The 14,514-nt window shown below is 57.1% G+C and carries 13 protein-coding genes; 3 read left to right on the top strand and 10 right to left on the bottom strand.

The window, feature by feature from the left end; all coding sequences use genetic code 11:
- The first annotated feature begins 59 nt into the window (after positions 1 to 59).
- Genes ACR0AP_RS20405 through ACR0AP_RS20395 form a run of 3 tightly spaced genes read left to right on the top strand, consistent with a single transcriptional unit; the run spans position 60 to position 4,109 of the window.
- Complete coding sequence (locus ACR0AP_RS20405) at positions 60 to 2,141, top strand: FAD-binding protein (protein WP_480509066.1); 2,082 nt, start codon at positions 60 to 62, stop codon at positions 2,139 to 2,141.
- Entirely contained in the window at positions 2,138 to 3,067 is a 930-nt protein-coding gene (locus ACR0AP_RS20400) for a sugar kinase (RefSeq protein ID WP_480509064.1), read from the top strand. Before ACR0AP_RS20405 ends, ACR0AP_RS20400 begins: the two co-directional genes overlap by 4 nt.
- A gap of 25 nt (positions 3,068 to 3,092) precedes the next feature.
- Positions 3,093 to 4,109 (top strand): class 1 fructose-bisphosphatase, encoded by a 1,017-nt coding sequence (locus ACR0AP_RS20395; protein ID WP_480509062.1) that lies wholly within the window; start codon positions 3,093 to 3,095, stop codon positions 4,107 to 4,109.
- A 76-nt stretch (positions 4,110 to 4,185) separates the two neighbouring features.
- Here ACR0AP_RS20395 and ACR0AP_RS20390 read toward each other — a convergent pair whose 3' ends face one another.
- From ACR0AP_RS20390 to ACR0AP_RS20345, 10 genes are all read right to left on the bottom strand, one after another.
- Positions 4,186 to 5,085: a fructose bisphosphate aldolase gene (locus ACR0AP_RS20390; RefSeq protein ID WP_480509060.1), complete on the bottom strand. Its 900-nt coding sequence runs from the start codon at positions 5,083 to 5,085 to the stop codon at positions 4,186 to 4,188.
- 14 nt (positions 5,086 to 5,099) lie between these two features.
- Positions 5,100 to 5,765, bottom strand: coding sequence for a bifunctional 4-hydroxy-2-oxoglutarate aldolase/2-dehydro-3-deoxy-phosphogluconate aldolase (gene eda / locus ACR0AP_RS20385; RefSeq protein WP_480509058.1), 666 nt, complete (start codon positions 5,763 to 5,765; stop codon positions 5,100 to 5,102).
- Between the two features lie 71 nt (positions 5,766 to 5,836).
- Positions 5,837 to 6,841: a LacI family DNA-binding transcriptional regulator gene (locus ACR0AP_RS20380; protein WP_480509056.1), complete on the bottom strand. Its 1,005-nt coding sequence runs from the start codon at positions 6,839 to 6,841 to the stop codon at positions 5,837 to 5,839.
- Between the two features lie 21 nt (positions 6,842 to 6,862).
- Positions 6,863 to 7,186: a Dabb family protein gene (locus ACR0AP_RS20375; RefSeq protein ID WP_480509054.1), complete on the bottom strand. Its 324-nt coding sequence runs from the start codon at positions 7,184 to 7,186 to the stop codon at positions 6,863 to 6,865.
- The gene (locus tag ACR0AP_RS20370; protein ID WP_480509052.1) at positions 7,183 to 8,778 is read right to left on the bottom strand and encodes a GMC family oxidoreductase; all 1,596 of its coding nucleotides are present in this window, start codon (positions 8,776 to 8,778) and stop codon (positions 7,183 to 7,185) included. Before ACR0AP_RS20370 ends, ACR0AP_RS20375 begins: the two co-directional genes overlap by 4 nt.
- Positions 8,779 to 8,805: 27 nt before the next feature.
- Entirely contained in the window at positions 8,806 to 10,299 is a 1,494-nt protein-coding gene (locus ACR0AP_RS20365; protein ID WP_480509050.1) for a GMC oxidoreductase, read from the bottom strand.
- The gene (locus tag ACR0AP_RS20360) at positions 10,296 to 11,411 is read right to left on the bottom strand and encodes an ABC transporter ATP-binding protein (protein ID WP_480509048.1); all 1,116 of its coding nucleotides are present in this window, start codon (positions 11,409 to 11,411) and stop codon (positions 10,296 to 10,298) included. Before ACR0AP_RS20360 ends, ACR0AP_RS20365 begins: the two co-directional genes overlap by 4 nt.
- A 4-nt stretch (positions 11,412 to 11,415) precedes the next feature.
- Positions 11,416 to 12,300, bottom strand: coding sequence for a carbohydrate ABC transporter permease (locus ACR0AP_RS20355; RefSeq protein ID WP_480509046.1), 885 nt, complete (start codon positions 12,298 to 12,300; stop codon positions 11,416 to 11,418).
- Complete coding sequence (locus ACR0AP_RS20350; RefSeq protein WP_480509044.1) at positions 12,300 to 13,214, bottom strand: carbohydrate ABC transporter permease; 915 nt, start codon at positions 13,212 to 13,214, stop codon at positions 12,300 to 12,302. The genes ACR0AP_RS20355 and ACR0AP_RS20350 overlap by 1 nt, the downstream gene beginning before the upstream one ends.
- Positions 13,215 to 13,276: 62 nt before the next feature.
- Positions 13,277 to 14,506, bottom strand: a complete 1,230-nt coding sequence (locus ACR0AP_RS20345; protein ID WP_480509068.1) for an ABC transporter substrate-binding protein — start codon at positions 14,504 to 14,506, stop codon at positions 13,277 to 13,279.
- Positions 14,507 to 14,514 lie beyond the last annotated feature (8 nt).

Raw genomic sequence — 14,514 nt, 5'->3', positions numbered from 1 at the left:
CGTCGAAGTCCCAAAGCTGGGTCGAGATTTCCTGAGATCGGCGTGAAGGAGAGAGCATTGTGACACTCAAAGTCCCTCAGCGGGTTCTCGACGCATTGACCGACGTCGAGATGCCGCGTCTGCCCCCAGATGCCCCATTCGCGGAAACCGTAGAGGCCGGCAAGCACCGGATCCCCGTGCACCGTTCAGGATGCATCGTGGTTGGCAGCGGCGCTGCCGGATTGCGTGCCGCAGTCGAGTTGAAGCGTCGCGGTGGCGATGTTGGCATCATCAGCCAAAGTGCATGGGGCGGCACTTCGGCATGTTCGGGGTCCGACAAGCAAACCCTGCACACAGCCAACACCGCCGACCAGGGCGATGACTTCAAGGCAATGGCCGAAGCGATCCGCGCCGGTGGCGCAATGGACGAAGACACCGCGTATATCGAGGCGGTCGGTTCTGTACGCGCAATGGCCTCTTTGCAGTATCTGGGCCTTCCTCTGCCGCAGGACTCCTTGGGTGGAACGCTGCGGTACCAAACCGATCATGACGAGGTCGGTCGTGCCACGAGTTGTGGCCCGAGGACGTCACGCTTGATGGTGCAGGTTCTGGCGCACGAGGCGCTGCGACTGGATATACCCCTTTTCAACCAGACGACGGTTGTACGCTTGTTGACGAAAGGTGACGGCGAAGAACGGCGCGCTTCGGGCGTCCTGGCCATGCGGCCAAAGATGCAGTCAGATGACAACCCGTTTGGTCTGGTGGCATTCCTGACAAATTCGGTGATTCTGGCCGCTGGTGGCCCGGGCGAGCTTTACCGCGACAGTGTCTTCCCGAATGGCTGCTTTGGATCTCTGGGAATGGCCCTAGAGGCCGGACTGGAACTGGTCAACATCACGGAAAGTCAGTTTGGCATCGGGACGCGCCGTGAAGGGTTTCCCTGGAACTTGTCCGGAACCTATGTACAGGTCATTCCACACATCTATTCGGTCGATGCGAATGGCGTTGAGCACCACTTCCTTGCCGACTACTATCGTACGACGCAGGAGGTGGCCTCGAACATCTTCCGCAAAGGCTACCAATGGCCGTTCCACGCCAGTCGAATGCTAAATTTCGGATCAAGCCTTGTCGACTTGGCGGTTTTTCGCGAGGGCCAAATTGGTCGCCGCGTGTTCATGGATTTTAACCGCAATCCGCTGCCAGTGCCTGGTGATCGAGACTTCTGCCTTGATCGGCTGGACGACGATGTCGGCCACTACTTGCGCACTGCAGGTGCGACGCATGATTTGCCCATTGACCGGTTGCGGCACATGAACCCACTCGCGATAGAGCTGTATCGCCGCTACAAAGTCGATATCGCCGCCGAACCATTGGAGTTCGCGGTCAACAACCAGCACATGAATGGTGGGGTTTCTGTCGATATCTGGGGCCGCACCAATGTGCCCGGAATCTATGCCGTCGGTGAAGCGGCCGGCACGCACGGTGTGACGCGGCCGGGTGGCTCTGCCCTGAACGCAGGTCAGGTTTTTGGAACGCGGGTCGCCGAACATCTCGGGGCAAGTGGTAGGGCACGCGATGCGATGCACGGTACCGCCGAGGACGAAATCGGATCGGCTGTTGCCCAGATCGAAGCAGTGCTGCGCCCTCAGGATGGCGTCGATCTGAAATCGGTGCGCGATGAGGTTCAGGCACGGATGAGCGACAAGGCTGGTATCTTGTGCGCGCCCTCCGAGGTGTCTCAAGCGCTCGCCGACGCGATGCAGCTGAATAAATCGATCCGAGATCGCGGCATTGCATTTGGCCGTCCAAGCGAGGCTGGACGCGCATTGCAATGGCAGCAGATGGCGCTGGCATCCGAGGCGGTTTTGGCAGCGCTGCATCACTATATCGAAGGTGGCGGTGGCAGTCGCGGCGCCCGCGCGATCTGCGAATCATCAGGCGACGCACTCCCCGAAGCGCGAACAGGCCCCCTGCCCGACTACCGATTTCGCAGCGAAACTGACGACGAAAAGACGGAGCAGATCCTTGTCCGCTTGGAACAGGATCAAATGCGGATCTCCAGACGGCCAAACCGTCAATTCGACAAAACCGAAAAATCGTTCTTCGAGCGTGATTGGCCTGCGTGGTTGACGGGCGCGATCTACGAACTGGGGGACGCGTGAAACGGATAAAGACAGCAGTCGCGATCGGCGAAGCGATGGTCGAGATGGCGCCCGTCGGGGATGGGCTCTACCGCCGCGGCTTCGCCGGTGACACGTTTAATACAGCCTGGCACTTGGGAATGGCGCTCGGAAATGCGGCACGCGTTGGTTTCGTGACCCGTGTCGGCAAGGACAAGTTGTCCGAGGCCTTCATATCGGAACTGGATGCGGATGGGTTGGATACCTCGGGAATCGGGCGCGATGACGACCGTACGATGGGCCTCTACATGATCGAACTGGATGGCGTGGAGCGGAGCTTCAGCTATTGGCGGACAGAGGCCGCCGCCCGGAGACTCGCAGATGATCCAGACGGTCTGTCCGCGGCAATCAAGGATGCGGACTTGATCCACCTTTCAGGGATCACCGTTGCCATCCTGTCTTCAAAAGCTCGTTCCAACTTGGTTGATGTTCTGACTGACGCACGTGCAGGAGGAGCACGTGTTTCGTTTGATCCCAACATCCGCCCCGCGCTCTGGGAGTCGGATCAGGACATCCAATCGTCGATCCGTGCGTTTTTGAACGTGACAGACATTGCGCTTCCGAGTTTCGATGACGAGCACACCCACTGGGGCGATGCCAATCCCGACGGAACGCTTGACCGATTCACGTCATATGGCGTGGCCGAAGTGGCGGTTAAAAACGGCCATGGCCCCGTTTCCCTTTTCGCTCATGGCCAGAAATATGCGATCCCAACGCCGGAAGTGGCGGACATCCGCGACACCACTGGCGCGGGTGATGCGTTTAACGCCGGCTATCTGGCCGCACGACTTTTGAACATCGACCCACCCAAGGCCGTTGACCATGGCCAGCACATGGCGGCGACCACAATTTGTCATTTTGGCGCCCGCATTCCCAAGAACTCGGTCCCGTCGATCAAAGCAGGCTGAATTCGCGTGCAAACAGGAGTGCCTCATGCCCGATCAATCCCTTACCCTCATTCAGTTTCTTCTCGAAGAACGTCGCCGCCTCGATACAGACAGGGACCTGACTACACTGCTCCACAGTGTCGCAACAGCCTGCAAGGCGGTCTCGAGTTCCCTGAAGAGCGGCGCACTGGCCGATGTACTGGGCAATTTGGACACCGAGAACGTCCAAGGAGAAACCCAGAAGAAGTTGGACGTCATCGCCAACGACATCTTTCTTCGCAGGTGCGAATTCAGCGGTGTCCTTGCGGCTATGGTGTCGGAAGAGATGGACGAGGTTTATCCCATTCCGTCACAATTCCCGAAAGGCCGGTATGTGCTGCTATTCGATCCGCTGGACGGGTCGTCGAACATCGACGTGAATGTTTCGGTGGGGTCAATTTTCTCGATCATTCGATTGGACGAAATGCCGGAGGAAGAGTCGTACGATGCGGTCCTGCGACCAGGATATGAACAGGTCGCGGCGGGATACGCGCTCTATGGGCCGTCGACGATGTTGGTCCTTTCGACTGGGGAAGGTGTGAACGCATTCACGTTGGACGGCAACATTGGCGAGTTCCGCCTGACGCAGCGAAACCTCCGCATCCGGGAAGATGGCTCCGAGTTCGCCATCAATGCGTCACGGGCGCGGTGGTGGGAGCCGCCCGTAAAACGCTACATTGATGAGTGCATCGCGGGCGAGTCCGGTCCGCGTGGCCGGGATTTCAACATGCGTTGGATCGCTTCGATGGTTGCAGAGGTTCACCGTGTGCTCTTGCGAGGTGGCGTTTTCATCTACCCAAAGGACAGCAAGAACGCCGATCTTGGCGGAAAGTTACGTCTGTTTTACGAGGCGAACCCGATGGCGTTTCTAATTGAACAGGCAGGGGGAATGGCAACAACAGGTCGCCAACGCATTCTCGATATCAAATCAAACTCACCACATGAACGCGTGCCCGTCATGCTCGGCGCACGCAGCGAGATTCAGAGGCTGATTGATTACCACAGCGAATTCGATACCGCGTAAGAGACCAAACCGACCATACCGTGGGGTTACCTGTGCCAGCGTGACCCGCATTCAAGACGCGGGTCACCGTTCGATCCTACCCGGACGTTGAAGCTTCATAAATGCAATCAATCGACGCGCCAAGTTGCGTGTCGAACTCGGCGTTTGTCTGCTGACTGGAGAGGCCTTCCGTCAGGGCACGGCTGAAGCTCGCAATAATTCCAGTGTTTAGGGCGAGCTTTTCGTTTGCCTGATCGCGCGAGTATCCACCCGACAAGGCCACGACGCGTAGGACATTCGGATGGGTGATGAGCGGTTTGTACAGATTTGGCACGGTGGGAAGTGATACTTTCAACATCACCCGACTGTCATCATCAGGCAGCTGATCAAGCGCGCGCAGCAATTCGTCCAACAGGATGCTTTCCGCCTCTTTCTTGTCGGGGATGTGGATGTCGATTTCAGGCTCCATGATCGGCACCAGACCGTGGCTCAGAACTTCTTGTGCAAGGTTCAATTGCTGTTCAACGACCTTTCTGATGCCGTCTCGATTGGCCCCAAGAACGACCGACCGCTGTTTTGTCCCAAAGATCCAGTGCGCAACCGCACGTTGCAACAGGTCAGTCAGATAGGGGATCGGCTTAAGTAGTTGCACGTCGTTGCCCGCGGGTTCCAGCCCCTTGTCGATTTTGAGGAAAGGTACGACGCCCTTGCGCTCCCACAAGAACTTTGCGGTGGGAACGCCGTCAATTGTCCGGTTCATGGTGTCTTCGAACAGGATGGCACCGATGACCCGGTCACAATTGAATTCTTTCGACCGGACAATCCGGCTGCGCATATTGTGGATCAGCTCGTACATCTCGTTGTCACCGTCCCATTCGGAGGCATCGACACCATAAAGCGACAAGGCCTTGGGTGTTGATCCACCGCTCTGGTCAAGGGCCGCGATAAACCCGAGGCCAGCTTCCACACGGGACTTCATTGGTTGGTCCAGATCCATTCTTTTCATTTCCTTCACGATTTCCTTTCGGACTTCGATTGCCCGCGAAATTCCTGTACCTTGGCGACCGCCTCTGCCGCGTTGTTCGAGATTTCTGCCCAGTTCCCTGTGGCAATATCCGTGGTTCCTGCGATCCAAGACCCACCGACGGCGCGAACTGGGCTGTAGGAAAGCCAATCCGCCATGTTGGACAGGCTGACGCCACCTGTGGGGTTGAACCCGATCCCTGTGTGCAGATACGGACCAGCGATGGCCTTCAACATCTGCATACCGCCGACCGCCATCGCCGGGAAGAATTTGACCAGTTCGCAGTTCGCCCGAAGCGCAACCTGAAGCTCCGTCGCGGACGCAATACCTGGGGCAAATGGTAAATTGCGTGCCGAGGCGCGTGCGAGGGTGGCCGCGTCGATCCCCGGCGACAGTGCAAACCGTGCACCCGCATCGGCCACAGAATCCACTTGCTGTTCTGTCAGAACCGTACCCGCCCCGATCAACATCTCGGGTCTATGGCGTGCGATGGCCTCGATGACGTCCAAGGCCGCAGGTGTGCGAAGTGTGATCTCAGCGATCGGCAACCCTGCATTCAGCAAGGCGTCAGCCAGCGGCAGGGCCGATGCAGCGTCTTCTATAGCGATAACGGGCACGACACCCAGGTTCGCAACCTCGCTAAATACACTCATTCGATGAATCCTCCACAATGTTGGCCAATGCCGACACAGTCACTGAACTGGCAGGTTGACGAAGCGCCGGGCTATGAGGTGCTGGACGCGCGCGCCGACAAACTCACGTCTGACCGGATCTCCGGCGGCGGGGACGTGCCATCCTCAAGCCAAGACACGACAACGGTTGCGGCTTCGGATCCAAGGGATGCGATATCACAGCTGACAGACGACAAGGTTGGATAGGTCTGGGACGCTTCTGCGATGTCATCAAACCCGATAACTCTGAGTTCACGTCCGATGTCACGCCGTATCTCATGACACCCTGACAACAACCCGAGAGCGATCAAATCGTTGAAGCAGATGACAGCATCGACTTCAGGATGTTTGTCAGTCAGCATTTTCGCAGCAGATCGCCCGAATTCCCGACTGGCGGCGCCGGTCATCACCAGCGGCTCCGAACCGGCCTGCTGCATAATCTCAAGGTAACCGGCCTTGCGTTCTTCGGTGACGGCCCGGCCATCAAGTCCTCCGACAAATGCAACGCGGCGCGCGCCCTGCTCCAGCAAATGACGAGTCGCCAGCCGACTGCCTGCATCATAATCTGGGGCCATGAAAGGAAAGGTCGAAAGCCGATCATCCACTTTCCGAAGCATTTGCATGGCGGGAATTCCAGCCCGCGCGATCGCATCAAAGGTTGCTTTCGTATCACCATAGGCCGGACAAATGAGTAGGGCCGAAACCCCATGCTCGATCATTGATCCTACCATTTGCTCTTGCAGCTCGGGGTTTTCGTCGGTGTTGGCGATAACGGCCGAGTAGCCTTTTTCTGCCAATGCCATTTGAAGCGAAGTCGCAAATTCTGTAAAAAAAGGGTTGCGTAAATCGTTGATGACAAGGCCGATCAATCCCGCGTTCGACTGACGCATGTTGGCCGCCGCCCGGTTATAGACATAACCGATCTCAGCCATGGCTTTGCGAACTTGTACTCGGGTCTCCTCGCGGACGGTGGGGCTGTTCTGCAAAACCAGACTTACCGTCGACTTGGAGACACCGGCCGTTCGCGCCACGTCGATAATTGTTGGTCTTTGTCTCATGAACGTCATTTGCAGCATTTCTCAGGAATTGTCATCTCCGATCGGCAAGTCGAAACACAAAATGCCATTCTTTCCATCCTCCGCGTGCGCAATCAGTTTCCTACCCAGAGCTTGATGGTCAGAATGGTCTCGATAAGCTTGAAGGCCATCCCAATCGACAAAATCGGCAACGAAACCGTGCATGAAGCCACGTTCCATCTTTTCGGGACTTTCACTTCGGCCAGAGTTGATCGCAATCAGGCCGGGCAGCTTACCTTCGATTTCGTGTAACTCGGCGAACAGTTCGGCTATTTTCTTCTCGCCAACGTCTGCACGAAACCGGATCAGAACGATATGCCGGATCATGTTTCTGCCATCCCGTGCTGGGACTTGATCATGTCCGCCGCCTTTTCCCCGATCATGATAGCCGCAGCGTTGGTGTTCGACGAAAGCACCGTCGGCATAATTGAATTGTCGACCACGCGCAGCCCGTCGATCCCCTTGAACCGAAGCTGCGGATCCACCACCGCGCCGTCATCTGCGCCCATCCGGCAGGTGCCAGCGCAATGGTGCGACGTCTTGGAATGCTCGCAGATGAAGTCGAAATAGTCTTGATCTGTCTTCACGTCCGGCCCCGGCAGACGCTCAGCCAGAATGTATTTCTTCAGCGCCGATTGCGCGAGAATTTCTTGCGTCAACTTAAGCCCCTGGATCGACATCTCGCGATCCAACGGATCCTGCAGGTAGTTGGGATCGATCAGCGGCGCCTTGGCCGGATCGCCGCTTTGCAGACGGACGCTGCCGCGCGACCGCGGTCGCAAGTAGCAAGAGTTCAATGTTACACCGCCCTGGGGCATCGCTGCCACGCCATGTTCGATGCCGGTACCGAGACCGAGGTGGAACTGGATGTCGGGCGAGCGGGCCTCTGGGTCGGCATACCAGAACCCACCGGTCTCGAAGAGCGACGACGCCACCGGCCCCTTGCGCCCGAAGATATATTGTAGGCCGGCCAACGCGGCCCAATGCGGTTTCGCATAACGGTCATAGCTGTAGGGCCCCGACAGCTCGCTGATGCAGTATAGGTCCAGATGGTCCTGCAGGTTTGAGCCAACTTCGGGCTGGTTGTGCACCACATCGATTCCAAGCGAGGCTAGGTGATCGGCAGGGCCGATCCCTGAGAGCTGAAGAAGGCGTGGCGAGCCGATAGCACCCGAGCACAACAGCACTTCTGCATTGGCACTTAGCCGAGTGCCGTCAACGAGTTCGACTCCGGTCGCTCTTCCTTGCTCGACGATCAAGCGGCGCACCTGGGCGCCAAGTTTCACGGTCAGGTTCTTGCGGTGGCGGTTTGGAGCGACATAGGCCATTGCCGCTGAGGATCGCCGAACGTTTCGTTGGGTCAACTGATAGTAACAGACGCCATCCTGGGATTCACCGTTGATGTCTAGGTTGCGTGGGATGCCCACTTCGGCGGCTGCATCAAAATAGGCCTCGCAGATTGGCAATGGCGCGCGCGGTTCGCTGACGCCAAGCGGACCGCCTTTGCCGTGATAGCGATTTTCGTAGGTCTCGTTGTCCTCGGCCTTCCTGTAATAGGGCAATACGTCATCGTAGCCCCAACCATCGCATCCCATCTGACGCCAATCATCGTAGTCCTGCGCATTCCCGCGCGTGTAGATTTGTGCGTTTATGGCCGAACCCCCGCCTATGACCTTGGCCTGCGTGTAACGAAAAACCTTGCCTTGCATGTGCTTCTGCGGAACGGTGTCCCAGCCCCAGGATCCAATGCCCTTAGTCATTTTCGCGAACCCGGCTGGCAAGTGATAGAACGGGTGACGATCACTACCGCCTGCCTCTAATAGCAAGACTTTTGCCGTAGGATCCTCAGACAGCCGTCCGGCAAGCACAGAACCAGCAGAGCCGCCACCGATGATGATGAAGTCGTATCCATTGCCCATGGGGCACTCCTTGTTGCGCGATACCTGTCAGAGCTCGAGGTCAGTCTTTCTAATGTGTTCGGCAGCACGGAGCGACAGCGCTGCCACAGTCAACGCTGGGTTCACCGCCGCAGACGTAGGCAATACCGACGCGTCCGAAATGTAGAGATTTGGGTGATCGTGGCAGCGACAGTACGTGTCGACCACGCTTCCTGCGGGATCATGTCCCATACGCGCCGTGCCGCATTGATGAGAGGGTGTGCGCCGGTCAAACGGTCGCGATACGACAACGGGATAGCCGGCGCGTCTCAAAGATTTTTTGAGGGCCTTCACAAGCCCTTCATGGGCTTCCCAATTCGATCTCCGCCAATCCAATCTGATTTGGCCATCGTGCAGCGTCACGCGGCTGTCGGGATTGGGCAGGTCTTCCGACATTGCGTAGAGGTCAACAGAGTGTGCGGCGATCCAATTTGCGATAATGCGTGGGACGGGTGAAGCGGACGACAGGATCGTTCCGGAGATCTTGCCCAGAAGCTGCACATTACCCAGTGGTTTGCCGTTGGGACCCCCTGTCAGGTAGAAATCATTGACCATCAATGTCTTTTGGTAAACCGAATCGTTTCGTCGCAGCGGATGCATGGCCAGAACAGCCGAACAATTGTGGTTCATGAAATTGCGGCCAACCTGGTCGGATTGGTTAGCTAGCCCTTTCGGATGGGCCTCGTCCGCCGAGGCCAACAACAACGCAGCACTCTGTACCGCACCGGCGGCAAGAACAACGACTTTTGCGCTGAGCTCATCGCCATTGGCTAACTCAACACTTGCGATGCGGCCTTTATCGTCGGCCCTTAGACGCTCAACGCGAGCGTTCGTACGCAGCTTTACGTTGCCGTGCGCCAGGGCTGCTTTCAGCCCCCCACTTTCAGCATCCATCTTGCCACCGATGGTGTCCGGAAAGGCGTCCCAAGGTGTACTGGCACGCGACAGCCATCGGTCGAGATCGACCCCGAGCGGGAGCGAACCGGGATGCAATCCCGCCGATGACAGCCGCGTTCGGAGATCCGCAATGGCAGATTCGTCCGGCACGGGTCCGTGTGGGTAAGGCTTTGAATGGTGTGGTTCGGTCGGGTCATCACCCAAGCGACCTCTAACGCTATAGAGCTCCTCCGCTCGGCAATAGTCGGGCTCGAGCTCATCATAGCTGATTGGCCAGCCAGGTGTCGAACCGCCCAAATGCGAAATCGGTTCAAAATCCTCTGCCCTATAGCGGATGAGGACCGCACCGTAGAATTTCGAATTACCCCCGACATTGTAGTAGTTACCCGGATTGAAGGGTTTGCCATCACCATCAAGCCACTCCTCATCCGGGCGATACCGCCCATCAACAAAAATCGCCCTTTCGTCGCGATCATATGCCGACGGGCGCAAATGTTCTCCGCGTTCCAAAATCAGAATGCGCTTCCCAGTTGGGGCCAAGGCGGCGGCCATTGTTGCGCCGCCTATGCCCGAGCCAATAATGATGATATCGGCGTCGTCGCTCATGCAGAGATCCGCTCTTCCGATTTAGGATCGAAGGCGACCGCCTTTTCCATGTTGATTGCGAACGGAAATATCTTCCCCGCCCCGACGTCCACATCAGCCCGAAATCGTCCGGTGACTTCCTTGCCGCCCAGATGCGTGACCACGAAAGTGTCGGATCCGGCGGGCTCCGTTACCTCAACCAATGCCTCAATCTGATGAACCGATTGGCTGTTGCGATCTGCCCCATCTGGATCAGTGATCGCCTCAGGGCGGATGCCTAAGACGATTTCACGCCCGGCATGATTGGTCATTTTGCTACGGTCCGGGAAAGGCAGGCTGACAACCGATCCATCCGCGAGCGAAACCTTGGCAACCGCTTTGCCGTTCTCCTCTTCGACATTTGCCGGAAATAGGTTCATTGAAGGCGATCCCATGAAACCGGCCACGAACATATTGGCGGGACGGTCGTAGATTTCTTTGGGTGTGCCCAATTGTTGGACGTGGCCGCCGAACATAACCGCAATCCGGGTCGACAGTGTCAAAGCCTCGATCTGGTCGTGGGTTACATAGACGATGGTGGTGCCGAGCTTCTGGTGAAGTTTCTTGATCTCGGTCCGCATGTCGACGCGAAGTTTGGCGTCTAGATTCGAGAGAGGTTCGTCGAACAAGAAAACATCCGGATCACGCACCAAGGCGCGGCCCATGGCGACACGCTGCCGCTGTCCACCCGAGAGCTGCCCAGGCTTCCGGTCGAGAAGATGGTCGATTTGTAAAAGATCAGAGACCTGACTTACGGCCTTATCGCGGTCGGATTTCGGCACGCCGTGCATTTCCAGTCCGAAGGCGATGTTTTGGCCCACGTTCATTGTCGGGTAGAGTGCGTAGGATTGAAACACCATTGCGATGTTCCGGTCTGCAGGCTTTACCCCGGTCATCGACCGACCCTTGATTGCAATGTCGCCGCTGGTGACTTCTTCCAGCCCGGCGATCATGTTCAAGAGAGTGGACTTTCCGCATCCCGAAGGGCCGACCAGAACGAGGAACTCGCCTTCGTCAACTGAGATTTCAGTCTCGTGAAGAACCTTCACGGCGCCATAGGATTTCGTTGCGTTGTTGATATCGAGAAAACCCATTGAATTATCCTTTCACAGAGCCTGCCATCAAACCGCGGACGAAGTAGCGTCCCGCGACTATGTAGACGAGAAGTGTGGGAAGTGCGGCCAGGATCGCCCCGGCAAAGTGCACGTTGTATTCTTTGACGCCATGAGACGCCTGAACGAGGTTGTTGAGAGCGACTGTCATCGGTTGGCTATCGAAGTCAGAGAACGAGGCCCCGAACAGGAAGTCGTTCCAGATGTTGGTGAATTGCCAGATGATGCAGACCACCGCGATCGGACCTGAGGCCGGCAACATGATGCGACGGAAGATCGTAAAGAACCCTGCCCCGTCGATCATCGCCGCCCGCACGAGCTCGGTCGGGAATTGCTGGTAGTAGTTCTTGAAATACAAGGTCGAGAAGCCGATTCCATACACAAGATGTACAAAAATCAAACCCGGTACTGTTCCAGCCAACCCCATCAAACCCAGCATCCGCGCCATCGGAATCAGCACCATTTGAAACGGAATGAAGCAACCAAAGAGCAGCAGGCCGAAGATGATTGTATCACCGCGGAAACGCCATTTGGTCAGGACATAACCATTCATCGCCCCGAGAATTGTCGACAACGCCACGGTCGGGACAACCAACAGGATCGAATTGACGAAGTATGGACGCAGACCCGTGGCCTCGACGCCAACCTGCGCCGTCGACCAAGCGCTCGACCAAGGCGCAATTGTCCAATCCTTCGGAAGCGACATCATCCCGCCTGCGGTGATTTCGGACAGTGGTTTCAGAGAATTCACGACCATCACATAGAGCGGCACGAGGTAGTAAAGGCAGAAGATGATCAGCACGGTGTAGATCGCGAAGCGAGCTCCTGCGCCAGTACGGATCACCTGTTGAGAAGCAGAGGAACCAGCCATCACTTTTTCTCCCTCAGTTCTGAATATATGTAGGGCACCATAATGGCAGCGATCGACATGAGCATGATCGTGGCCGAAGCCGCACCGATCCCCATCTGGTTGCGGGTGAAGGTATAGGAATACATGAAGGTTGCTGGCATCTCGGTTGCTGTGCCAGGTCCACCGCCAGTCAGTGCGATGATCAGGTCATAAGACTTGATTGCCATGTGGGCCAAAACCACGAAAGCCGACATGAACGCGGGACGTAGCTGCGGGATGATAATGCGGCGATAAAGCGCGACGGTTGAAGCACCATCAATTTGGGCTGCTTTCATTACCTCATTGTCGATGCCGCGCAGTCCAGCAAGGAACATTGCCATGACGAACCCACTTGTCTGCCAGACGGCGGCAATGACAATGGTGTAAATCGCCATGTCGCTGTCCTTGATCCAGGTGAAAGTGAAGCTTTCCCAGCCCCAGGATTGCACCACGGCCTGTAGCCCGATGCCGGGATCTAGGAACCATTTCCACGCAATGCCGGTCACGATGAAGCTGAGTGCCATCGGGTAGAGATAGACTGTGCGAATGAAACCCTCTGCGCGGATCTTCTGATCAAGCAGGATCGCTAGCAAGAGGCCGAGCACGCAACAGATCACAATGTAAAGCGAGCCGAAAATCAGCAGGTTCACAACCGCGATGTCCCAGGCCCGGATCCGGAACAACCGCTCGTAGTTCAACCAACCAACCAGTTCATAAGTCGGCAGGATGCGGCTGTCCGTGAATGACAGGTAGAAAGTGAAGAAGATGAACCCGTAAACGAACACCAGGACGATAAAGAGGCTTGGGCTCAAAACCAGTTTCGGGATCGCGTCACGCAGCCAGTCACCGCTTTGTCGAGCGGGCCGTGCCGACGTCTTTGGAACAGTCATCGTCATGTTTCGGATTCCTTTCTGCAGGGGGAGGCGCACAATCGCGCGCCTCCCGGCTTAGCTTGGGATCACTGATTGATCTCAATGGCGGTTACGAGTTCCTCGACCGCTGTGGCCGAGTCGAATTCGCCGTTGAAATGGGCGGTCACGACGTCATAGATCGCGTTCTTGACCGCAGCTCGGTTGGCGTGACCGTGCGCGATCGATCCGATCAAGGTCCCAGAGTCAGCTGCTTCTGCGAGATCAGCCATAGCCTGCTGACCACATGCATCGAACGCATCATTCGGTACGTCCGTGCGCGCAGGCGCAGAACCCTTTACGACGTTGAACGCCGATTGGAACTCAAGTGACATGATCGATGCGGCCATGGCGTTTTGGGCATTGACAGCGTCATCACCAGTCACGCCGAACATCGCGAATTGGTCGGCATTGAAGCTCACAGTTCCTTCCGAGCCGGGCACGCGGAAGCAAAGGAAGTCTTCACCCGGCACTTGACCGGCGTTGATGAATTCGCCTTTAGCCCAGTCTCCCATGATCTGGAATGCAGCCTCACCGTTGATCACCATTGCGGAAGCGAGGTTCCAGTCACGACCCGAGAAGTTGTCATCCACGTGACTACGCAGGGTTGCCATGCGGTCGAACACCACAACCATCGTGTCAGAACCCAGTGCTTCCGGATCAAGGTCGACGAAGGCCTGCCGGTAGAAATCAATGCCACCGGTGGAAAGCACCACGCCGTCGAAGATCGTGGCGTCTTGCCAAGCCTGACCCCCGTGGGCCAGAGCGATCTTACCAGATGCTTCGACGACCTCTAGCGCAGCGACAAACTCGTCCCAGCTGGTTGGTTGTGCGATGCCGAGCTCATCAAGGATGGCTTTGTTGGCCCAGACCCAGTTGGTTGAGTGCACGTTGACCGGTGCCGAAATCCAGTTGCCGTCATGCTTGGCAAAGGACTGCAAAGCTTCAGGAACCACGGCATCCCAGCCCTCGGCGGCAGCCACGTCATTGAGGTTGGCCAATGCACCTTCCTCGGCCCAGTCGAGAATATCAAACCCAAGCATTTGCACGGCAGTTGGCGGGTTGCCGGATGTGACACGAGCACGCAGCACCGTCATCGCCTCTGTACCACCACCGCCAGCGACTGGCATGTCTTGCCAGCCGATGCCTTGGCCGGACAGATCATCCTTCAGGACGTTAAGGGCAGCAGCTTCGCCCCCCGAAGTCCACCAGTGCAGCACCCCGACGTCTTCGGCATATGCCATGCTGGTGGACGCCAGCAGGGCGGCGGGTGTCGCCATTGTCTTCA

Source organism: Ruegeria sp. AF7 (assembly GCF_056541885.1).
The sequence above is the reverse complement of the archived record's forward strand: the minus strand, read 5'-3'. Positions and strand labels throughout refer to the sequence as shown.